The following is a 21,419-nucleotide window of genomic DNA, read 5'->3' as shown; positions in this document are numbered from 1 at the left end:
CCGCGACCGCACTCGGACCGACGGCCGGACAGGCCATCTCTACAGGTGTGACGCGCCATGGCTGACTTCCGCGCGGGGGGCGCGCCGGCCCCGATTCAGGCGGAGTATCTCGGCATGTCACTGCGGCTCTCCGAGCTTGATGTCGAGAACCTGACTTATTTCCGGTACTGCGCATCGCACCACTTCCACTTGCAGCGATGTTGCGGCTGTCAGTTGCTGAGGTACCCTCCGATGCCAGGTTGCCCGTGGTGTGCGTGTCCGGAATCAGAGTGGTCCGAAGTCGATGGGCGAGGTGAAGTTCATTCGTATACCGAAATTTATAAGGCAATTCAGCCGGGGTTTGCTGAAAGCCTGCCGTACTTGGTGGCGATTGTCGATCTTGACGTGCAGAAGGGACGGCCGAGCGCTCAGGAAGCGTTGCGGGTAGTCGGAAATCTAGTGGACGGGGAGGGCAGGCTCGCTTCGCCCGCCGAGATTGCCAAGTTGGGTATCCGCACCCGAGTGCGGCTTGTCTTCACCGACGTCGCCCCTGGTCTTTCGCTGCCGCAATGGACGATCGATGAAGATGCGAGCCGGTCAGCCGTCCGTCCGTGGCGCTGGGATGCTGCGGGCGTTATCGGGTCTGTCGGGGAATAAGTCTGTGCGCTGGTGCTCGCTTGAGCGGAGATTCGCTCAGACGGCGTCGGCAGAAACCTTTCTGTCGCGCAATAACCGCTTGGTACTGGGTTTGCCGGCAGAGTCATCGGGCTTCCCGAAATGGCGCTTTATCAATTCTTCGGTGCTTTGAAGATGCTCGCATGCCAAGGCTTGCGCCGTCGCGGGGTCACCTTTCCGGATGGCATCAACGATCGCCGTGTGTGCAGCGAAGTTTTCGCGTATCTGGTCGTGCTGGCCGTGTATCAGGAATCCCAGTCTCATCATATGACTGCCGAGCTCCGCGATGGCGCTTTCCATCAACGGATTTCCGACGCTGCGCGCAAGGACGGAGTGGAAATCCATGTTCGCGTCAGGCCAGGATTCCCAGTTCCCGGCAGCGATGAGGTCCCGCTGGCGGGCGAGTTCTGCGTCGAGCTTTTCCAGCACCTTGCGGCGGGGATTGGACGCAAGCGTCCTTGCACAGTAGCCGTCGATTGCCGCCCGGAACTCGAGTATGTAGGTCAGGTATGCGGGGTCGATCAGGGCGATTCTGACGCCTCGGTGCGGGATTAGTTCAACGAGTCCCTCGGAGGCGAGTTGTAGTAGCGCTTCCCGCACCGGACTGCGGGATACGCCCATCTTGTCGGCAAGGCTTTGTTCGGAGTAGAGCTCCCCGGCCGGTAGCACGCCAGTGATGATATTGCGCCGGATTTGCTCGAGCGCCTGGGACCGCAACGAAAGGGGTCGGGATACTGAAAACATGTCAACCTGCCAGTGGATAGTAGCGATTGGTCTCGGTCCTGAAGGACCCTGCAAGGCGTATTTTGGTGGAGTCGGCCCGCGCGCCCGTCGGCGCCAAAACGGCCGGTATGGACGCAGAGAGTGGCGCGGTCTTGGCGCGTATGCCATCCATAACGGTGTTCTGGGACAGCGGACTCGTGCGAACTGATTCGCTCTCGCTAACTAGTATGTTGCATTCGGCGTGATTGTGGCATACCCCTCTCTACCGTGCAAGGGCGCGGTTGGGCCACTCGTCACGCTTTCGACTGGAGGGGGACGAGCGGTAGTTTCTCACGCGCATGCTGTTGCTGCTTGCCGCACGGCCCCTGGTTGGCGAATTTTGGAGGAAAGTCGCCGTCGTCCAGGTACTCAATCTCGATCAACTTTGCGTTGTCGTCTCAGGCGCCGGTTGTTGGTCATTGTCGGTGGTGTGGTGCATCGCGCGTTGCTGTGGCAGTGATCGCGATGTTTGTAATCGAGATTGACGCCTTCGTCATCTCATCGTTTGGGGACGTAATCGAAAGGATGGCGGTTTCGCCTCGGCAAACGAGAATTTCTCACGTCGGACATGAAAAATCTTCGTTTCCTCCCGGCGGACGGACGGCCGATCATCCCGCGTAAGGCCTTGCGCAACGTTGCCGCGCTTTGCCCACTAACTAAAACATTATCGGAGACATCATGGCTTCTATTTCGGAGATTGCGTACGAGCGACACAACTTCCGCACGCTAGGAACAGTAGCGTTGTGCGCGCTCGTTACTTTACTCGACGGTTTTGATTTACAGATGGTCGGCGCCTTGGCTCCGTCGCTCGCGCGCCACTTCTCTGTGCCGGTCAGTGCATTGGGACCAATGTTTAGCGCGAGCTTTTTGGGGCTCGGTATTGGCGCTATTGCAATTGGACCCATCGCGGACTGCTGGGGGCGCAAGAAACCGCTTATCGCTTCGACGCTGTTGTTTGGAATCTGTTCGCTTTTAACCATCAGAGCTACTTCGTTAGATCAGCTTGTCATTTTTCGTTTTCTTACGGGGCTTGGACTTGGCGGCGCGATGCCGACTACAGTAGCGCTGTCTGCTGAGTATTCGCCCCGACGCCTTGCCGGGTTTACGGTGTCGGTTATCGGCACGTGCGTACCGGTAGGCGGTCTCCTTGGTGGGCTTGCGGCGGGAGCAATACTGCCTAGATGGGGGTGGCAACCGCTCTTTGTGCTTGGCGGCATCGTTCCGTTGCTCATCGCAATCTTTCTCGTTTCCTTGCTGCCCGAGTCACTTAGCTTTCTTGTGGCACGAAAGGCAGACGCCCGGTTGATCGAAAAAGTGTTCCGCCGGGTCTATTCGCGCGATGTCACGGACGAAGAGCTCAGGAGGTTGAAATCGGTCGGCCCTACCAACCGGAGTCCGGTCAGCGAACTTTTTACTGACGGGCGTGCCCCGACGACGGCGCTGTTATGGCTCACGTATTTCATGAATATGCTGATCGCGTACTTCATCGTCAATTGGCTACCGTCGTTGCTTGGTTCTATAGGCTTGCCGCCCGGAGCGGGTGCGCGATCCATCGCATTTTTCAGTGCGGGGGCGATTGCCGGCGGTCTCATGCAAAAGCGGATGGCACGATTTTGCGGCGCCTCTCCAGTGATGATGGCTGAGTTTGTGATTTTCATCGGCGCGAGCCTAATGTTGGCCAAAGGAAGCGTCGACTATGGCTCCACGATGGCACTGGCATTCGCGATGGGTTTCTGCATCATTGGCGTACAGATCGGCCTTAACATGTTTGCGACTGCATTCTACCCAACAACTGCACGCGCAACCGGTCTTGGATGGGGTTTGGGTATCGGCCGAGGCGGCGCAATCGTCGGTTCGCTTTTGGGTGGAGTCATGCTCCAGGCGCAGTGGTCGATAGCAGAGATCTTTCTGGCGGGCATCGTGCCTGCAGCAATTGCTGGGTGTGCGGTTGCAGCGAACGGTGTGCGGGTCAGGGCTCGCTTTGGGATTGAAGCAGGGCAGTGATCATAATCTCAAGGATGCGAAGTCTTTGATAGGGGGCAGCGCGGGTGTCGCGGGACGATACCGGCTGCGCTCAATGTGCTTTATCTGAGTTCCAATTCCCGCAACTCAGCGGCAGCGGCTTCGCAATATCATGCTGTTTCAACTGATACCATGTGCAGCCATCCGGGGCGAGTTCTTTCTCGGCTTCGCCTCGATGCACAAGATAGTTCAGGTGTGCGATGCTCTCACCGGTGGCCATGCCGAGCAACGCCGGCTCAGATCCTATAGGGCGGGAGAAAAGCTGTTCGAACACATCCACTGCGCGCTTCGGTTGTACTAGCGCACGCCGTAGCCGATCGAGCGCTGTATGCTGACTGCGGGTCAAGTATTCCAGGCGGGCATGAAGCCCCCGGAACGGCTCGTTGTGTGCAGGTAGCACGAGCACGTCATCTGGAATCAATTGCCTTAGCTTATTAAGAGATGATAACCAGTCGGCCATAGGATCGGCATCCGGTTCGGTTGGGAAAACCGATACGTTTGAAGATATCCGCGGCAGAACCTGGTCCCCCGAGATCAATAGTTTCAACTCCGGACAGTAGAAGCAGGCGTGCTCAGGTGAGTGCCCATTACCGATCACCACTTGCCACTGGCGCCCCCCGATGTCCAGCAACTCGCCATCATGCAACCGACGGTAGCTATCCGGTAAAGCGTGAACAAACTTGCCAAAGCCGCCAAAGCGGGCCCGATAGGTTTCGATTGCGTCGTTGTCCCAACCCGCTCGCTGGTAGAAGCGCACACCGTCATCCGGTGCCCCACGCCCGCTGTCTGCCGCGAGGACCCGGCACATCAGATATTCAAGCCTGGTCATCCACAGCCGGCAACCGAATTTGTGTGTGAGCCAGCCTGCCATGCCGATATGGTCAGGATGCATGTGAGTAGCGAAGAGGCGCGTCAGCCTGCTCTGTGCCATAGCACCATCGTCGGCAAACAATTTGCGCCAGGCTGCAGCGGTGTCGCTAGTTTGCAGGCCGGCATCGACGGCCGCCCAACCGTCGTCATCGCGCAGTGCCCACAGATTGATGTGATTGAGCCCGAGCGGCATCGGCATGCGTATCCACAACACACCGGGAGCAACCTCGCTGGCCATGCCCGGTGCCGGTGCTTCGCCGCATGGATAATCCAGGATGGGCCTGTCTTTTGAAGGGGGGGTGAGAGTTTCGTCGCTCATGATGTAGCCAGTTTGACCTGGGCGCGTGTGCGCTGTTACTTGATGACGCGGATACCTGTCCCGAAGCCCCCTTTTTTCGACTGCTACAAGCAACCTAGCGTACCGGCGGCCGTTGGCGATAGGAATCGTCTACGCGATACACCCTATCAACTTGCGTGTCTGGGGGAATACGGAAAAGCACCTCGGCATTCCGGAGGAGCAGCGCGGATTTTGGTGGAGGACGTACGTAAAGACCGGCCAGCTATGCGAGGCGCTGAGGGCACAGCAAGACGCCGGCGTTGCCGACGTCTTGTCAGAGCTACTCGATCAGAGCCTGGACACTTCACTTTTTGACTGTCGTATGTGACGGCGAATACGGCGAAAAAACAAGTCGGGATCACCCGAGCCCATTCGACTTCAAACCTGGCTTAAGCAATAAAATTCTCTACCAATGCTTCCGTCGCGAATACATCAACCATCACACAACTGGTCACGTTTGTTGCCAGATGTCCGGAGCAATTTGGACGCCAGTAACTCATATCACGCCGGAATTCCGTAGACGCTCGATCTCGTCTTTGCTGATGCCGAGCAGCCCTTCGTAAATAGCCTCGTTAGACGAACCGAGTCGCGGCCCGGTGTGAACGACCTTGCCTGGCGATTTCGATAGTTTGGGAACCACACCTTGCATTCGAACAGGTCCCAATTCGTCATCGTCGAGCGCAATTATCATTTCCCGTTCAGCAATATGCGGATCGGTGAGAAGGTCGTATCCGTTTTTCACGGCAGCGCCAGCCGCCAGGTACTTGGCGAATAGGGCATCGATATCGTCCAGGTTCCGCTCAGCCATCCAGGTGGTGACCTCTTTCATAAACGCCTCGTGATTCTCCAAGCATCCATCCCACGTGTTGAAGCGCGAGTCCTCTTCCATGCCCATGGCACGGAGCACGTCCACGGCGCTTTTATCAGTGAATGCTGAAAATGTGTAGTAGCGATTGTCCTTGGTCTTGAAAGACCCTGTGTAAGGGATATTTCGGTGGAAATTGCCGGCACGCGAGATCGGCGCGCCAAACTGATCGGCAACAATGATTTGCTGTTCGATCTGCCTGTAAATGCCTTCGTAAAGACCGATGTCAATCACCTGGCCGACCCCGCCGCCTTGGGCGTCGCGCCAGTACAGCGCCATCATTACGCCCATTGCGGCCCAAACGCCCGCTACGGTGTCGCCAAGTGCCATCGTCGAATGCATGGGAGGGCCGTCTGCCTCGCCTGTCAGATGGGCGAAACCGCCGAATGCTTCACCGATACGTCCATAGGCGCGGCGGTCCTTGTTGACGCCGGTTTGGCCGTAGCTCGACAACCGGCAGAACACAATTCGCGGGTTGATTGACGATAGAGTGTCCCATCCCAGCCCCAGTCGCTCCATAACGCCAGGGCGATAATTCTCGACCACCACGTCGGATTCCGCGACGAGCTGTTTGAAAATCTCGACGCCCTCAGGCGACTTCAGATTCAGTGTGATCGATTTTTTGTTGCGGGCCTGTACCTTGAAGTAGAGCCCGACGCCGTCCTTCGGATGCATCTTCCGGAGCGGATCCCCAACTTTCGGCATTTCGATTTTCAGCACTTCCGCGCCGAAATCGGCCATGACGGACGCGGCGAGGGGGCCGGCGACGATATGACCGACATCCAGCACACGGATTCCTTCGAAAACGGCTTTGGGTGACGGCGAGTTTGTGCCCGCACTTTCTTTCTCACTGGTTTGTTGCATTCGGCGTCTCCTTCTCACTGATATGTTGTACTCGAGGTCTTCGTTTGATTCGTAGGTCCGTAGTATACCTGGGTAACTAGTATGCTGCATACATGTGCAGTGTGGCATACTACACGCTACTGCGCAAGGACGCTGCTGGGCGAGCAGATCAGTATCATCGTTGCGAATGCAGTCTGCTAACTGTAGAAATACTATACACGTGCGTGCCCACGCTTGTTTTGATGTGCGTTTGCCGTGGTTCGGGCTATGAATGATAGGTTGGTGAGATGCTTAAACTAGTATGCTGCACGCAATATTCTGACTGACGTAGGAGAGGAGACATCATGACGATTGAGGCTGAAGTCGAAACCGCCAAAGCCATGCGCAACAAATACGCCGTCGCTGGAGTAGGCGAGACCGCCTATGTTCGGGGTGCAGGAAAGACCACGCGGAGGCTCGGCGCCGAAGCCGTCCGAAAGGCAATTTCCGACGCCGGCCTGGAGCCGGGGGATGTCGACGGCATGTTGTCCTATCAGTTCAACGATTCGGCATTCTCGACTGCGGTCGCCAGCGATGTCGGAATCCGCCTCAATTTCCACATGGACGTTTTCGGCGGTGGTTCTTCGATAGAAGCGTTGATCGGCATTGCGTGCGGGGTCATCGAAGCCGGTCTGTGCAAGGCCGTCGCTATATTTCGCGCTATGAATGGTTATTCCGAGATTCGCATGGGCGGCACGGGTGCGCGCTCTGCGATACCAGTCACAGGCGACATGATGCATTCCCGGCCTTATGGTTGGTACTCGCCGGCGCAGATGTTCAGCCCCACCTTCATCCGGCACATGCACGACTACGGCACGCGGCCGGAGCAGGTCGCGGCAGTCAAGGTTATCCACAGTGAGCACGCCTCCAATAATCCGAAGGCGCTCTATCGCAAAAGGGTCTCGGTGGCCGACGTGCTCGACAGTAGACTCATTTGCGCTCCGATCCACCTCCTCGACTGTTGCGTCGAGACCGACAACGGCGTCGCCATTATCGTGACAAGCGCAGAACGGGCAAGGGACTGCCGGCACCCGTTGGTGCTGATCAGTGGTGTTGTGGGGCGATGTTGCAAGCCGAGAGTGGATATGCATTATCAGACCGGACCCGTCTCCATGGCTGCGGGGTATTTTGCCCGCGACATTTTGTGGCGGAATGCCGGCGTCGGCCCTCAGCACGTCGATGTGACCGGCGCCTATGATGCCTTCACGTTTACGACTCTCATGCAGTTAGAGGCTTACGGGTTTTGCAAGCCGGGGGAAGGTGGTGACTACGTCAGCGACGGGACAATGCGCTTGGACGGGCGTCGTCCCAACAATACGAGCGGCGGCCAACTGTGTGAGGGTTACACGCATGGCGTCAGCCTGGTAATCGAAAACGTGAGGCAGTTGCGGCATGACGCCGACGACACCTGTCCAATCGGCCGGGATGGCAAACGGCAGCATACCTATGACTACAGCGAAGGTGGTTGCCGCCAGGTCAAGCAAGTCGACGTCACCGCAAATCTGGGATGGGCAGGCCCGCAGATCACTTCCGCCGTGGTGATGTGCCGCGGCTGACCCCACAGAGGCGGGTGTAGTCATACCGTTTACAGAGAGGGGCAGACTATTTCCGTAGGCAACGACTCGCAATACGGCTTGGCCGCATACGGTGTGCAGCCACGGATGCGCTTCGGGTTCATAGAGTTGAAAGAAACATCAATGTGGGAACAGTAGGCGTCAACTATTGGACGCGGATTGATCCGCACCGCTCCTAGAGTGATGTAAGGACCAGGGGTATCAAAAGAAAACGGTCTTGCTGATTTGCTCACCGATATCGACGGAGAGATGATTTCCGTTTTGCAGTTCTGACAGAGGATTGAAAGCAACAGGGTGCAGTCGATGACGTGTCTGCTAGACGCGCACCCGATGCGGATTGTCGGGCTCGCTACGGTCTCGCTAATGCTAGTGATATATCGAAAAACTATTCTCGAATCATCATTTTGATTAGTAATACATAATATTAAATTGATGGAGATGACAAGTTTTTGTAAACAAAAAATCTATATCCGGAGATCGTCAACATGAAAAAAACACTGCTGACCATAGCGTTTCTCAGCGCTTTTCCCATATCCACTTTCGCTCAGAACAGCATTGCTTTGTTTGGCATTGTAGATGCTGGCATAACGTATACGAACAATTCTGCCGGGAAAAGCCTTGTACAGGCTCAAAGCGGAATTGCGCAAGCGAACCGATGGGGACTGAGAGTCATTGAAGACATTGGAGGGGGAACAAAGGTCATCGCTACGTTGGAGAATGGCTTTAATGGCTTCACTGGAAAACTCGGGCAGGGAGGGTTGGAATTCGGGCGGCAAAGTTTCGTCGGAGTTACGAATCCAACTTGGGGGACTTTGACGCTGGGGCGGCAATATGATCCTGTAGTGGACATGGTTCAGACAACTACCTTCAACGGTCACGCAGGCCCGTTTTTTGCCCATCCAAGCGACATCGACAATACCGACAATGCGTTCCGTGTCAATAATGCGGTGAAGTACGTGACGCCTACGTGGAACGGTCTGACGGCGGAGGGCATGTATGCATTCGGTGGTCTTGCAGGGAACTTTCGCGGGAACAGCACGATAGCGGCGGCTCTGAGCTACGTTAATGGGCCGCTTTATCTGGCTGCCGGCTATTTTTATGCACTTAACCCCGCACAACAATTCCCGGATGGAAATTTCCAGCCGAACGGCGCACCGGGGGTATCGAATGGTGAAGGCACTTTTGGATACGTCGGGAACCCCCGGAACATGCAAACGATTAGTGCAGGGGGAACGTACACGCTAGGCGCACTACAACTCGCTCTAAATTACTCTACCGTACGATTTGACAATGCGGACGGCATTGTTGGAAACACCGTTTCTTTTGATAGCTACGAGACTTGGGCTCTTTACTACGTTACTCCGGTAGCATCAGTTGGCGGCGGATATACCTTTACTGAGGGCAAGGTGGACTTCAACAATGCCAGGCCGAAGTACAATCAGTTCAACCTGTTTGTCGATTATGCGTTGTCAAAACGTACTGACGTATATTTGATGGCCGCCTATCAAAAGGCCTCAGGCGGTGCAAACGCCGATATCTATCAGGGGATCGTGGGACAGCAATCGAGCACTACTGGGCAAGTGGTGGCGCGGATCGGTATGCGCCACAAGTTCTGATTCCCATCAAGTGGCAGATGAGTGGAAACGGTCGATAGCGATCTCCGGTCGGCGTAAACCGGAATTTCGCTAACAATGTATCTGTGGTTAAAGTTGAACGACATGGGGCGCGCCGGGCCAAGACATCGGCGTGGTGCGTGCCAAGTTCAAGGTTCGGCAATGGCTAAGTCGCTCTCATCGAGATTAGCTTGCGCGCGCAAACCTTATTCAAGGACATAACTTTGCGGCGTGCTGCGGCGCAATAATTTACGTGGAAGTGTCCAATTGAGAGGTACGGTCGAAGGCACGCCAGTTCGTGACAGATTTCCCAAGTGACCTCTATAACAACCGTATGAAGCGGTCATCTCGCCGCGGTTCCTTGGCGCTTGTTGTGACGTACTAAATGGAGACAACTTGAAAGCGACATTACGGCCGAACATCGCTGCACTTCGTGCCTTGGAGTCGGCGGTGAGGCATCAGAGTTTTTCGTTGGCCGCAGACGAGCTCAACGTCACGCACAGCGCGGTAAGTCATCAAATTCGGCAACTGGAAGCGCTGCTCGACAATACGCTCTTCTTCCGCGTGGGGTCTGAAGTAATCCCGACGCCAGTGTGTTCGCAACTTGCGGAGCGGCTGCGCCACGGTCTTGCAGAAATCGACGCAGCACTCAATGACGCCGCATCGCGAGGCGCACCGCTGCGAAGACAGCTCAACATAAGTGTCATGGCGGATTTTGCGAATGTATGGCTAATACCGCGACTGGCGGATTTCTCGAATCGATACCCTGATATCGATCTGTCGATGACGGTGCATAACGACCTCGTCCCGCCGGATCCACACGCCGTGGACCTAGGCATATGGCATCGCCGGATCGACCGGGAAGGTTTCCGGTCGGAGGTGTTTTTGCAAGACCAGGTGATCGCTGTATGTAGCCCGGAATTCATGGCAGAACATGCTCCGCTTACATTGGATCATCTGCCTGAGGTTCCGCTTCTTCATTTCAGTCGACGTTCATGGAGTGATTTCTTTCAGGCGGCAGGACTTGGCGACAGAAGACCGAAGTCCGGTCCCACTTTCAGCGACGCTTCGTCGTTGCTGAATGCCGCGATTGCGGGATTAGGTGTCGCGCAGATGCGTCAGCAGCTAGCGCATCCATTTTTAGAAAATGGCGCGCTGGTCCGCGTTGGAATGGTCCAGATTCAATCGCACCTCGACTATTACTTCGTCTGGCAGGAAGATAGTCCGCGTGAAATGGCCATTCAGTGCTTGCGAGAATGGTTGAAGCAACAATTTGCAATTCCGGGTGACGCGGCAAACGGTGAGCCTGACGAGCCACCTCTGAACGTGGCCCACAGCCGCGCGCGTTGAATTTGCGTTCATTTACCATCCGAGCGTCAGTGCAAACTGTAAACCGCCACTGCGGCGACCACCACGACAAGTCCAATCCCCCACAACCAGGTGCGGGCCCCGCGTGACGGCACTTCCTCAACGGGTTGCCGCATCGGCGCAGCGAGTGGTGGCGCGCCGGCATCTTGGTGCGGTACGTCGGCCTCTGCGCTGGCTGGCTCCATGATTGCAGCGGTGAATTGACCAAAAAATTCTTCGGCCATCTTTCTGGCGACGCCGTCGATCAAACGCGCGCCCAACTGGGCAAGACGGCCACCCACTTGCATATTCGCGCGGTACGAGAGTCTTGTGCTATCACCATCGGGTTTAAGATTTACCTGCGCGCTGCCCTTGCCAAAGCCAGCGGCGCCCCCTGAACCTTCGAACGTCAGCGAATACGACTCGGGCGCGTGCAGATCGGTCAAAATCAGCTTGCCATTGAAACGTGCCTTGATTGGGCCGACCGCCGCAGCCATTACCACCTTGTATTGATTTTCTTCGATAAGTTCTAGCGATTCGCAGCCAGGCACAGACGCACGCAGTATTTCTGGATCGTTTAGTGCCGCCCATACCCGTTCGCGTGGCAATTGTAAAACCTGTTCACCGGTCATTTCCATATGGTTCTCCTTTTGTTGGGGACAACACGCGTACCTACAGTGCGGTGTTGAACAAAGCGCTTTTTCGGTGAGGCATCGAATGCGGGAGCCCAGTCGACGCTGATCACTTCAGTGACGGCCCATCGCGCCGCGTTCTGGCAGCGAGTCGCCCTCTTCAACGCTGAGTGAACAAATGAGTATGCACGCGCTTGCTATGCCAATACCTATGCCGGCGAAGTTTGTCTCGACGACAGCAGCATTCAAGTGGCCACCTTCGGTATTTCCGCCAGAATGGACTGCTTGAGTTCCCGCTTCAGAATCTTGCCGTAGCTGTTCTTGGGCAGATCATCCTGGTACCGGATGAAACGAGGCTTCTTGTAACCAGCCAGATGCTCCCGGCAGAGCGTGAGGAGTTCGCCCTCTGTCGGGGACGCCCCAGGGCGGGGGCGCACCACAGCCATAACGGATTCGCCCCACAGACGATCCGGAATACCGATCACGGCTACCTCGAGTACGCCCGGGTGCAAAAGGAAGACCTCTTCGAGTTCGCGAGGATACACATTCGCGCCGCCGGAAATGATCATCTCTTTCTTGCGATCGAGAAGGAAGACATAACCATCGGCGTCTCGCATGCCGAGGTCGCCTGAGTGATACCAGCCGCCCTTGAATACTTCGGCCGTGGCTTCCGGCATGTTCCAGTAACCACGCATCACGATTTCACCACGTATCGCGATCTCACCGATTTCACCCTCGGGGACTTCATGATCTGCTTCGTCCAGAATGGCGAGTTCGATGTCTTCGCGGACTCGTCCCGCTGACGCGAGACGGCGTTCGGCAGCGGGATCGCCGGGCAATTTATGATCCTCGCGCTTAAGCAGCGAGATGGTCATTGGAGATTCGCCCTGACCGTAGACCTGGCAAAGGATCGGTCCCCATTGCTGGATGGCGCGCTTGAGATCTTCCACATACATGGGCGCGCCGCCGTAGCCAAGGAAGCGCAGTGATGAAAGGTCGTGGCGATCGATGGTTGGCGCGTTGAGGAGCATGGTTATCATGGTCGGCGCAATGAAAGCGATCTTCGTCACCCGGTGTTTCTCGATCAGCCTGAAAATCTCGTCCGGATCGAAGCTCGTGCCGCTCGGAATGAGATGGGTGCCAGCGCCTGCAGTAATTGGAATCGACCACAGGCCGCTGCCGTGGGTGAGCGGGCCTGGGTGCAGCACAACGTCATGCGGGCCGAGTTGGTAAACCTCGCGAGGGTAATGGTCGGACATGAACTGAAGATTGGCGTGGCAGTTCATGGCGCCTTTAGGCTTGCCTGTCGTACCCGACGTATAGAACAGCCAGGCGAGGTCGTGCGGCGCGCAATCGACGTCGGCGTCGGCCGGATCGCCACTTGCGACGAGGTTCTCGTAGGGCGTCGACCAGGTCGAGGCCGCACCAATGGCGATGAAGATGCAGAGATCAGGCAACGCGTGGCGTACCGTATCGAGACCCGCTACGAAATCCTCCTGGAAGACAACTGCGCTACAGCCTGAATTCTCGAGGATGTATGCATATTCTTTCGGGTGCGAGCGCGCGTTGATCGGTACCGCCACGGCACCTGCCTTGAACGTGGCGAACAGGGTTTCGAGCAACTCGGGGCCGTTGCGCTGCAGAATGCCGACCCGGTCTCCCGGGCGAATACCGAGCGCGCGGAATTGCGAGGCCAGCCTGTTGGCGCGCTCGTTGAACGCCCGGTAGCTGAGTGTCTTGTCGCCGTGGATGATCGCGATGTGATCCGGATGCGCAGCCGCTGCCTGCGTGAGCGTCGAGCCGATATTCATGCCTTTAGTCCTTGCGGTAGATATGTTCCGTCCTTAGCATGCAAGCCCGCTATGTTTAACGTGGGGCCGGAGTGCCGAGGATTATTTGAAGAGTTCGTCTTTACTTTTTTTCCTGGAGTATTTCTGCCGCGTCGAGTACCGCAGCGACGATGCCGTCATAGCCAGTACATCGGCAGAGATTGCCCGACATTCCTTCGCGGACGCTTTGCTCGGTTTGCACCGGCTGGCGTCGCAGAAGGTCGACGGCGGTCAAAACCATACCTGGCGTGCAGAATCCGCACTGCAGGCCATGCTTGCGGCGGAACGCATCCTGAACCGGATGGAGTTGTCCCGCCTCTGCGAGACCTTCCACCGTCGTCAGCTCGTGGCCTTCGGCCTGGACAGCGAATAGCAGGCAGGAGCGCACCGTGACACCGTCAAGAAGAACGGTGCAGGCGCCGCACACACCGTGTTCGCAGCCCACGTGTACACCGGTCAGGCCGAGCTCGTAACGGAGGAAGTCGGACAGGAGCGTGCGAGGCTCGGCGACACCTGAGCGCGCCTGCCCATTCACGGTAATCGCGATGTCGAGTTTGTCAGTTACTGGCATCAGATAACTCCTTTTGATGCGACGCATTCGCAAAGGCGCGCCGCAGTACAGTGTTCAGGAGGTGACGGCGGTAGGCCTCGGGATAGTGAGGATCGCCGTCGATCTCGATGCTCTCGACGGCCTCTCGAATGGCCGAGGTCTCCTGGGCCGAGCCGAGCGCACGTCCGCCTAGTAGCGCCGACTCCAGCCCGGCGAGCCGCCTTGGCGCTCCAGTGCCGCCGGCTATCGCCGCCCGGATGAAAGAGATGCGTCCGTCGGGTGCGATGTCCAGTACGACAGCCGCGGCGGCAATCGCGAAATCGCCGTGGCGGCGGGAGACTTCGACAAAGCTGGATCTGCTCGACACCGGCGGCACGTGAACGCGAACTGACCGTATATATTCATCGTCCTTGCGGGTCGTATCGAGGCCGCCCTGGATAAAGTCGGCAACCGGCGTGGTACGGGCTCCACCTGTCGATCGCAGTTCGACCTCAGCGCCCAGGGCCACGAGGGCGAGCGGCATTTCCGCGCCTGGATAGGCCAGTGCCAGGGTACCGCCCAGCGTGCCGCGGTGACGCACCGTGCGGTGGGCCACGTGGCGCGCCGCATCGCGCAACAGGGGGCAAGTCGATGCGATGGTCGCGGAGTCCTCAACGGCAGCGTGCCGTGTTAGCGCGCCGATCTGCAGAATGTCACCGTCTGACCTGACGAAATCCAGCGTCGGCAATACGTTCAGATCGATCAGCACCGCCGGCGAGACGATGCGAAAATTCATCATTGGGACTAGGCTCTGACCACCCGCCAGCAAGCATGCGTCGTCGCCATATTCGGCGAGTGCTGCGACCACCGCATCCTCGTCCGCTGGCTGTACGAATTTGAACGGCGCAGGTTTCACGAAGCCTCCGAGATCTGTGTCCACAGTGCTGCGGGCGTGACTGGCAGAGAATGGGTGAAGATCCGGTACTGAGTCAGTGCATCATCGATCGCGCTCGCAATGGCGGCGGGTCCCGACATGGCGCTGTTTTCACCGCAGCCCTTCACCCCCAACTCCGTGAAAGGGGAAGGGGCGCCATGATGGCCGATCGACATCAACGGTGCTTCGGAGGCGGTGGGGCATAGATAATCCATGAAGGACGCAGAGAGCATCTGGCCGCCTTCGTCGTAGTCGAGGTGTTCATACAACGCGCCTCCGATACCATGCACAATGCCGCCGGCAATTTGACCGTGAATCAGTTGTGGATTGATCGCTCGTCCCACGTCGTGCATGGCGATGTACCTCCTCACGCGCGGAATGAATGTCTCAGGATCGATCTCGACCATTGCGAGATCAGCCATGAAGCCGTAGGTCGCCGCAGAATTGACCCGGTTTTGCGAGTCAGGCGAGGCGAGGTTCGGGGCGGTGTAGCTTTCGCTGACGTGGAGCTGGATATCGGCGCCGGGCGGGAAGTCACCGCGATTCCACTGAACCGCACCTGCGATTTGCCGGAGCGACAAGGTGTTGTCGCTCCCCGGCCATGAGAACCTGCCGTTGCTGATCACGATCTCGTCGGGTGGTGCCTTCATCAAATATCCTGCGATGACCCGCAGTTGCTTCGCAAGCCGCAGCGTTGCGCGTTGCACCGCGCCACCGACCATCACCGAAAACCGGCTTGCATACGAGCCAGTGGTGATCGTCCACGGCGTGACGTCGGTATCAATGCGGTTAATGACATCGACGTCTGTCACTGCAAGGCCAAATTCGCGAGCGACAATTTGCGCCACGGTTGTCGCATGTCCCTGACCGGAACCGGCGGTGCCGACCTGGACACGCAGGCGTCCGGATGGATCGAGCGCTATCTGGGCGAAGTCGCCGCTTCCGGACTTCGGGTTGTATCCTGGCCGGGAGCGCTCCTCCGGCGTGAGTGACAGCGTCACATAGCCAATATTTGAGCCGGCGGAATGGACTGCGGTAGCGATGCCGATGCCTACAAACCGCCCCTCGCGTCGCAACGCATCGCGCTCGGCTTCCCAACCTTCTTCGTTCGCGATTTCCAGTGCCTTGTCGAGGCAACCCGCGTAATCGCCACTGTCATACAGGCTTCCGGTCGTAGTTCGATAAGGAAACTCCTCCTTTGCGAGGAAATTCCGACGGCGCAGTTCGATGCGATCGATGCCCATTTCCAGGGCGATGCGATCCATCAGACGTTCCAGCGTGAACATATATTGCTGGCCGCCATAGCCTCGATTGAGCCCAGTGGGCAGTTTGTTCGTCAGGACGCACGCTGCTTCGATCTCGCCGCTTTCGATACGGTAAGGGCCGGAGAAGGTCGTAAGCGAACGCATCACGCAAGACGGTTCCGGTGCGCGAAGATAGGCCCCGACGTTTTCCTGCAGGTTCATACGGATGGCATGAACTCGCCCATCGCTGCTGACGGCAGCCTCGACGTGCGAGTTGCGGTCAGTTCCACTGGCGCTACCGAGCAGGTGCTCGCTGCGATCCTCGATCCATTTGACGGGGTAGCCCACAAGACGGGCACAGGCTGCGATCAAGGCCATGTAGGGGTAGATCATCGCCTTGTTGCCGAAGCTTCCGCCGATATCCTGCGGAACGATCAGCCGGATGCGGGAATCCGGTACGCGCAACGCTCGCGCCATCACGGGCATCAGCGAAAACGGACCCTGGAAGTTGCCGTTGATGACATAGCTATCGGTCTCCTCGAGATATTCGGCGATGACGCCATAGGTCTCGAGAGGAGTGGTGCTGTACTTCGGAAAGTGCAGATCGACGGTGACGATCTTGTGGGCTGCGGCGAAAGCCGCATCTGGGTCGCCGTAGCGGTAGCGTTGCGACCAGACGATGTTAGACGCGAGCGAGTCATGGAGCCGCGGGGCGTCTTCGCGGCACGCCTCGGTGATTTCGACAGCTACCGGTAATGGATCATAGGTGACCTCGAGCACGCCCGCGCCGTCCTCGGCCGCGTAGCGATCTCGTGCGAGAACCACGGCAACGGGTTCGCCCACATAGCGGACGCGATCGATGGCGACCGCCCGATAGGGCGGTGCTTCGCGGATGATATTCGGGAACGCATCCAGCACACGCGCGATGTCTGCTCCGGTGTAGACGGCTCGGACGCCTGCGGTGGCAAGCGCGCCGGACGTGTCGATGCCGGTGATGTGCGCGTGGGCGTGGGGACTCCTGACGATTGCCGCGTGAAGTGTGTGTGGGCCGACAGGAAGATCGTCGATATAGCGGCCGCGTCCGGATATAAGACGCAGGTCTTCCAGGCGGCCTTCTATCTGAGGGAACGGTGCGTCATTTGAGACCATGTCAGCTCGCACGTTTAGCGCCCTGTGAACCTGGCCGGGCGCTTTTCCTTCCAGGCGGCGACGCCTTCCTGGAAATCTTCCATGCCACACAGCACGGTCATGGCTTTTCCTTCCATCTGGAATCCACCTGCCAGTGACGTATCCGGCGCATGAGACACGACTTGCTTCGCGAACGCTGATGCCAGGGGCGAAAGCTTCGCAAGGTGATGCGCGAGGGCATCGACCTCCTTGTCGAGTTCGTCGGGCTGGTAAAGCCAGGTGACGAGACCCCACCGCTCCGCCTGCTCTGCTGTGATGGGCCGACCGGTTTGCACCAGCGCGCGGGCCCGCCCCACGCCCATCAGGCGGACGGCGCGCTGCGTGCCACCACTGCCCGGGAGCGCACCGAGCGTGACCTCAGGGAACGCGAAGCGACCGGCGGGCGTTGCTATACGAAAGTCGCAGGAGCAGGCGAGCTCAAGGCCCCCGCCATAGCAGTGTCCGTCGATTACGGCAATTACAGGCTTCGTGCAGCGCTCCGGCGCGGACATCGAATAGGCAAGATTGGCAAGCTGGCGAGGCGGCACTTCAAGGAATTGGGGGATATCGCCGCCGGCGCTGAAACCTCGTCCGGCAGTGGCACCACGCAAGACAATGACGTGGATCCGTTCGTCTTCCTCAATCATGTCGAAGAAGCGGACTATCTCCTGACGCATCGCCATCGTGATGGCGTTAAGCTTGTCCGGCCGGTTGATAAACAGACGGCCGATGGGTGCGTCTTTATCGATCTCGAGCCGGAGGTTTTCGGAAACGTAGTCAAAGGTCATGGCGTTGGTTCAGTAAAAGGTAGCGGATGTGGGTCAGTCGACGTCCTGGGACCTGATGATCCGGGCAAAGACGGGGAGGATCTGGGTAATGGCGAACTCGTGCCATGCAGGGTTGGGGCTGGCGCAGCAATCTTCGACGACGGAAACGGCAAAGCCTGCATCGTCGGCATAACGGGCGGCGCTTTCGACCACCAGGTTGGTCGCCGTGCCAGCCAGATAGAGCGTGTTCAGGCGCTTGCTGCGCAGCCACTCGAGCAGCGACGTGCCGAAGAAAGGATTGACACACTGTTTGTGGAAGACCATGTCACCCGATTCAGGCGCGACCGTGTCATGGAATGCGGCACCCCAGCTACCTAGCGTCGCCACCTTGTTCTCGCGGGCCTTGGCGATTCGCGGGGCAACGCTGAGGACATCCGCGTAATCATCCCGGTAACCGAGACCGACATAGACGACTTTGCCGCCATTGCGGCGTACGTTGGCGATCAGGGTGTGCAGATTAGGGAGCACGTTACGCTCCGCAACGATCTTCGCTAGTCCTTGCGTGCCGATCTTTCCATCGGGGTGCACGAGATCGTTTTGTACGTCCAGCACGAGCAGTGCAGTGTCATTCAATTGGGCCATTGTCGTTTCCGGGTTCTCTTGAGTGGATAGTTGGATTCGGGCGGAGCTTTGACCGAGGGTTATCCGGCTGCTTCAACCAGCGCTCTCAGCCTGTCATCGTCGATCGGACGCTTCGTGCGCAGGGCCTCAGCCTTGATGCTGGCGAGGATTGCCGGGATTTGGTCCGTGGGTACCGTCAGCCCGAGTGCGGCCAGTTTCGCCTCAACTGAGGTGACACCCGATTTCTTGCCGAGGACGACGCGGCGAGATTGCCCGACGAGTTCCGGCACATAACTCTCCGCCGTGAATGGATCTTTGAGCAGTCCGGCAACCACCATCCCGGATTCGTGCGCGAATGCGCCACGCCCCACAACGGGCTTGTGCGCCTGGAGCGAGATGCCGGATCGCTCTTCCACGAGTCTGGAGACGTCCATGAACTGCGATAAGTCGACGCCGCAATCGACGCCGTGCAGCACTCTGAGAGCAAGCACCGTCTCTTCAAGCGAAGCGTTGCCGCTACGCTCTCCAATCCCGTTCACGGTGACCGACATGTATTGGGCTCCTTGTGCGAGGCCGGCCACGGTATTGGCCACTGCCAATCCAAAATCGTTGTGGCAGTGAATCTCGATCGGGATGTCCGATACCGCGCGCATCCTGAGCACCAGCAGCCCGATAATCTCCGGCGTCGCGCAGCCTGTGGTATCGACGATGCGCACGCGGTCGACGGTTTTTTCCTGTGCGAAGGTTTCAAGCAGACGGGCGAGAAAAGGAAAGTCCGCGCGAGTCGTATCAAACGGGCTGAAGATGCATTCCAGACCGCGCTCTTTCACCATGGCGGCGGATTCCAGCGCGAGCTTGATGTACTGATCGTCGTCAAGCTTCAGCTTGGCGTTGCGCTGAATCGTGCTGATAGGCAGGCTGATGCGCGCACCCCATACGCCACATTGCGCCGCTAGATCGATGTCGTCGCGCCGTCCTCTCACGAGGGCGCTAATTTTGGCTCGCAATCCCAATCCTGAGATTTCTTCGATAGCGGCACGATCCTCGTCCGATGACGCGGGCGTGCCGGCCTCGATCTCATAGATACCCAACCTGTCCAGCGCGCGCGCGATGTCTACCTTGTCCTGCCGTGTGAAGACGATGCCAGCCTGCTGCTCGCCATCGCGAAGCGTGCAATCTGTAACGCGGACGTCCGAATGGAAATGCAGCGCAGCATGCGCTTCGTCGGTGAAGGGGCTCGTTTCCCAGAGTTTTCTGGTTTCGTCTGACATGGTGTCTCCAATGTGCTTGACGCCTGCAGGGGCGGCTAAGTCGCTGGAGTCAGAATGCATGACCGACTGGTTCGCGGGCAAACGAAGAATTCTCATCTCCGGTGTGAGAAAGTTTCTTTTCCCCACAGCCGGCGGACAGTCGATTATTTCGAGTGCAGGCTAGCGCTGTAGCCGTGCCGCGCATACCGGCGAAGACGAAAAACATATCGGGAGACACTGTGGCTTCTATTTCAGAGATCGCCCATGAGCGATATAACGTCCGCACCGTGAGCACAATCGCGTTGTGCGCGCTGATCACGTTGCTCGACAGTCTGGACGCACAGGCGGTGGGTACGTTGGCGCCATCGTTTGCTCATCGTTTTTCAGTGCGGGTTAGCTCGTCAGAGCCGATGTCCGTCGCAGCGAAGTAGAAATCATGGACAGTGTGGATATCGAGGTCCTGAAGTCCACTGCCCGATGGCTCAAGCAGGGACATCGCGCGCTATTGGTAACTGTAGTCAGGACGTGGGGCTCGTCACCGCGTCCGGAAGGCGCGATGCTGGCCATCCGCGACGACGGACGCGTGGTCGGATCAGTGTCGGGCGGTTGTATCGAAGACGATCTGATTGAACGGGTCAGGCAGCGCGGCATCGAGCAAACGCTGCCGCAGGCGGTCAAGTACGGTATTACTGCCGAAGAGGCGCATCGCTTCGGGCTGCCGTGCGGCGGCACGATCCAGTTGGTTCTTGAACCGCTGAGTCAGCAGAGTGGAATCGAAAAGTTATGCGACGCGGTTGAAGAGGGCCGTCTGATCGCACGGCGCGTCGACATGGGCAGCGGTGCGGTGCACCTCGCTCCCGCCGAGACCACCGCCGGCGTTGACTTCGACGGCCAACGAATATTGACGATCCACGGTCCGCGCTACCGCATGCTCGTGATCGGAGCGGGGCAATTGTCGCGTTACCTCTGCAATATCGCGGCGGGGCTCGACTACCAGGTGACCGTCTGCGATCCACGCGAGGAGTACACCGATGAATGGGATATCCCCGGCACGATGATCGTACGCACGATGCCCGACGACACCGTGCTCGACATGAAGCTCGACGCGCGCTGTGCAGTGATCGCCCTGACACACGACCCGAAGCTCGATGACCTGGCATTGATGGAGGCGCTTAAAACACCTGCGTTCTATGTCGGGGCGTTGGGGTCACGGCGTAACAACGCAGCCCGTCGGGAGCGGCTCAAGGAGTTTGATCTGAACGATACAGAATTAGCACGGCTGCACGGGCCGGCGGGTATCTATATCGGCAGCAGGACGCCGCCCGAAATCGCTGTGTCAATTCTCGCTGAAGTTACGGCGGCAAAAAACGGTGTGTCGCTCCCTACGCTGCTTCAAGTCGAAGGTGCGAAGGCGGCGCGTGAAGTTGCCGCGAGCGGTGGCGCGGCCTGCAGCGTGTAGTCGCTGTTTGCCCGTTACAACGTGTTGCGGGATGACGGGGAGCAAGTTGCGAGGCCCCAAT

Annotated in this window: 17 protein-coding genes; 6 read left to right on the top strand and 11 right to left on the bottom strand. The window is 58.2% G+C overall.

Features of this window, described 5'->3' with window-relative positions; genetic code table 11:
* Window positions 1-57 precede the first annotated feature (57 nt).
* Window positions 58-636, top strand: a complete 579-nt coding sequence (locus tag PQR40_RS26965) for a Zn-ribbon domain-containing OB-fold protein (RefSeq protein ID WP_408510221.1) — start codon at window positions 58-60, stop codon at window positions 634-636.
* Window positions 637-672: 36 nt separating this feature from the next.
* Here PQR40_RS26965 and PQR40_RS26960 read toward each other — a convergent pair whose 3' ends face one another.
* The gene (locus tag PQR40_RS26960; RefSeq protein WP_408237570.1) at window positions 673-1,398 is read right to left on the bottom strand and encodes a GntR family transcriptional regulator; all 726 of its coding nucleotides are present in this window, start codon (window positions 1,396-1,398) and stop codon (window positions 673-675) included.
* A 696-nt stretch (window positions 1,399-2,094) separates the two neighbouring features.
* On the opposite strand from PQR40_RS26960, the gene PQR40_RS26955 reads away from it, so the two are divergent.
* Window positions 2,095-3,420 carry an MFS transporter gene (locus PQR40_RS26955; RefSeq protein WP_408510220.1) on the top strand — a complete coding sequence of 442 codons (1,326 nt, stop codon included), beginning with the start codon at window positions 2,095-2,097 and terminating at the stop codon, window positions 3,418-3,420.
* A 70-nt stretch (window positions 3,421-3,490) separates the two neighbouring features.
* Here PQR40_RS26955 and PQR40_RS26950 read toward each other — a convergent pair whose 3' ends face one another.
* Both PQR40_RS26950 and PQR40_RS26945 read right to left on the bottom strand, forming a co-directional pair.
* The gene (locus tag PQR40_RS26950) at window positions 3,491-4,627 is read right to left on the bottom strand and encodes an MBL fold metallo-hydrolase (RefSeq protein WP_408510219.1); all 1,137 of its coding nucleotides are present in this window, start codon (window positions 4,625-4,627) and stop codon (window positions 3,491-3,493) included.
* Window positions 4,628-5,141: 514 nt separating this feature from the next.
* On the bottom strand, window positions 5,142-6,374 hold the full coding sequence (locus PQR40_RS26945; RefSeq protein WP_408341143.1) for a CaiB/BaiF CoA transferase family protein: 1,233 nt from the start codon (window positions 6,372-6,374) through the stop codon (window positions 5,142-5,144).
* Window positions 6,375-6,697: 323 nt separating this feature from the next.
* Between PQR40_RS26945 and PQR40_RS26940 the strand changes: the two genes are divergently transcribed.
* The 3 genes from PQR40_RS26940 (at window position 6,698) to PQR40_RS26930 (ending at window position 10,929) form a co-directional block, all read left to right on the top strand.
* Window positions 6,698-7,948 (top strand): thiolase C-terminal domain-containing protein, encoded by a 1,251-nt coding sequence (locus PQR40_RS26940; RefSeq protein ID WP_408510218.1) that lies wholly within the window; start codon window positions 6,698-6,700, stop codon window positions 7,946-7,948.
* A gap of 503 nt (window positions 7,949-8,451) precedes the next feature.
* Window positions 8,452-9,582, top strand: a complete 1,131-nt coding sequence (locus PQR40_RS26935; RefSeq protein ID WP_408237585.1) for a porin — start codon at window positions 8,452-8,454, stop codon at window positions 9,580-9,582.
* Window positions 9,583-9,975: 393 nt separating this feature from the next.
* A complete protein-coding gene (locus PQR40_RS26930; RefSeq protein WP_408510217.1) occupies window positions 9,976-10,929 on the top strand; it encodes a LysR substrate-binding domain-containing protein in 954 nt (317 codons plus the stop codon).
* Window positions 10,930-10,955: 26 nt separating this feature from the next.
* Here PQR40_RS26930 and PQR40_RS26925 read toward each other — a convergent pair whose 3' ends face one another.
* From PQR40_RS26925 to PQR40_RS26890, 8 genes are all read right to left on the bottom strand, one after another.
* Window positions 10,956-11,564 carry an SRPBCC family protein gene (locus PQR40_RS26925; RefSeq protein WP_408237591.1) on the bottom strand — a complete coding sequence of 203 codons (609 nt, stop codon included), beginning with the start codon at window positions 11,562-11,564 and terminating at the stop codon, window positions 10,956-10,958.
* A gap of 239 nt (window positions 11,565-11,803) precedes the next feature.
* The gene (locus tag PQR40_RS26920) at window positions 11,804-13,369 is read right to left on the bottom strand and encodes a class I adenylate-forming enzyme family protein (protein ID WP_408510216.1); all 1,566 of its coding nucleotides are present in this window, start codon (window positions 13,367-13,369) and stop codon (window positions 11,804-11,806) included.
* Window positions 13,370-13,469: 100 nt separating this feature from the next.
* Window positions 13,470-13,958, bottom strand: a complete 489-nt coding sequence (locus PQR40_RS26915) for a (2Fe-2S)-binding protein (RefSeq protein ID WP_408510215.1) — start codon at window positions 13,956-13,958, stop codon at window positions 13,470-13,472.
* A complete protein-coding gene (locus PQR40_RS26910; RefSeq protein WP_408510214.1) occupies window positions 13,945-14,832 on the bottom strand; it encodes an FAD binding domain-containing protein in 888 nt (295 codons plus the stop codon). The genes PQR40_RS26915 and PQR40_RS26910 overlap by 14 nt, the downstream gene beginning before the upstream one ends.
* Window positions 14,829-17,243: a xanthine dehydrogenase family protein molybdopterin-binding subunit gene (locus PQR40_RS26905; RefSeq protein ID WP_408510213.1), complete on the bottom strand. Its 2,415-nt coding sequence runs from the start codon at window positions 17,241-17,243 to the stop codon at window positions 14,829-14,831. The genes PQR40_RS26910 and PQR40_RS26905 overlap by 4 nt, the downstream gene beginning before the upstream one ends.
* 14 nt (window positions 17,244-17,257) lie before the next feature.
* On the bottom strand, window positions 17,258-18,049 hold the full coding sequence (locus PQR40_RS26900; protein WP_408510212.1) for an enoyl-CoA hydratase/isomerase family protein: 792 nt from the start codon (window positions 18,047-18,049) through the stop codon (window positions 17,258-17,260).
* Between the two features lie 33 nt (window positions 18,050-18,082).
* Complete coding sequence (locus tag PQR40_RS26895; RefSeq protein ID WP_408510211.1) at window positions 18,083-18,670, bottom strand: cysteine hydrolase family protein; 588 nt, start codon at window positions 18,668-18,670, stop codon at window positions 18,083-18,085.
* A 59-nt stretch (window positions 18,671-18,729) separates the two neighbouring features.
* Window positions 18,730-19,920, bottom strand: coding sequence for a LeuA family protein (locus PQR40_RS26890; RefSeq protein WP_408510210.1), 1,191 nt, complete (start codon window positions 19,918-19,920; stop codon window positions 18,730-18,732).
* A 415-nt stretch (window positions 19,921-20,335) separates the two neighbouring features.
* Here PQR40_RS26890 and PQR40_RS26885 point away from each other — a divergent pair, with 415 nt between their 5' ends.
* The gene (locus PQR40_RS26885) at window positions 20,336-21,358 is read left to right on the top strand and encodes an XdhC family protein (protein WP_408510209.1); all 1,023 of its coding nucleotides are present in this window, start codon (window positions 20,336-20,338) and stop codon (window positions 21,356-21,358) included.
* Window positions 21,359-21,419 lie beyond the last annotated feature (61 nt).

This window comes from Paraburkholderia sediminicola (genome assembly GCF_046026855.1).
Lineage (GTDB): Bacteria > Pseudomonadota > Gammaproteobacteria > Burkholderiales > Burkholderiaceae > Paraburkholderia > Paraburkholderia sediminicola_A.
The sequence above is the reverse complement of the archived record's forward strand: the minus strand, read 5'-3'. Positions and strand labels throughout refer to the sequence as shown.

Bases quoted from the DNA above. Each gene is read 5' to 3' on its own strand.
- PQR40_RS26965 (WP_408510221.1), top strand. From the start codon at position 58: ATGGCTGACTTCCGCGCGGGGGGCGCGCCGGCCCCGATTCAGGCGGAG.
- PQR40_RS26960 (WP_408237570.1), bottom strand. From the start codon at position 1,398: ATGTTTTCAGTATCCCGACCCCTTTCGTTGCGGTCCCAGGCGCTCGAG.
- PQR40_RS26955 (WP_408510220.1), top strand. From the start codon at position 2,095: ATGGCTTCTATTTCGGAGATTGCGTACGAGCGACACAACTTCCGCACG.
- PQR40_RS26950 (WP_408510219.1), bottom strand. From the start codon at position 4,627: ATGAGCGACGAAACTCTCACCCCCCCTTCAAAAGACAGGCCCATCCTG.
- PQR40_RS26945 (WP_408341143.1), bottom strand. From the start codon at position 6,374: ATGCAACAAACCAGTGAGAAAGAAAGTGCGGGCACAAACTCGCCGTCA.
- PQR40_RS26940 (WP_408510218.1), top strand. From the start codon at position 6,698: ATGACGATTGAGGCTGAAGTCGAAACCGCCAAAGCCATGCGCAACAAA.
- PQR40_RS26935 (WP_408237585.1), top strand. From the start codon at position 8,452: ATGAAAAAAACACTGCTGACCATAGCGTTTCTCAGCGCTTTTCCCATA.
- PQR40_RS26925 (WP_408237591.1), bottom strand. From the start codon at position 11,564: ATGGAAATGACCGGTGAACAGGTTTTACAATTGCCACGCGAACGGGTA.
- PQR40_RS26920 (WP_408510216.1), bottom strand. From the start codon at position 13,369: ATGAATATCGGCTCGACGCTCACGCAGGCAGCGGCTGCGCATCCGGAT.
- PQR40_RS26915 (WP_408510215.1), bottom strand. From the start codon at position 13,958: ATGCCAGTAACTGACAAACTCGACATCGCGATTACCGTGAATGGGCAG.
- PQR40_RS26905 (WP_408510213.1), bottom strand. From the start codon at position 17,243: ATGGTCTCAAATGACGCACCGTTCCCTCAGATAGAAGGCCGCCTGGAA.
- PQR40_RS26900 (WP_408510212.1), bottom strand. From the start codon at position 18,049: ATGACCTTTGACTACGTTTCCGAAAACCTCCGGCTCGAGATCGATAAA.
- PQR40_RS26895 (WP_408510211.1), bottom strand. From the start codon at position 18,670: ATGGCCCAATTGAATGACACTGCACTGCTCGTGCTGGACGTACAAAAC.
- PQR40_RS26890 (WP_408510210.1), bottom strand. From the start codon at position 19,920: ATGTCAGACGAAACCAGAAAACTCTGGGAAACGAGCCCCTTCACCGAC.
- PQR40_RS26885 (WP_408510209.1), top strand. From the start codon at position 20,336: ATGGACAGTGTGGATATCGAGGTCCTGAAGTCCACTGCCCGATGGCTC.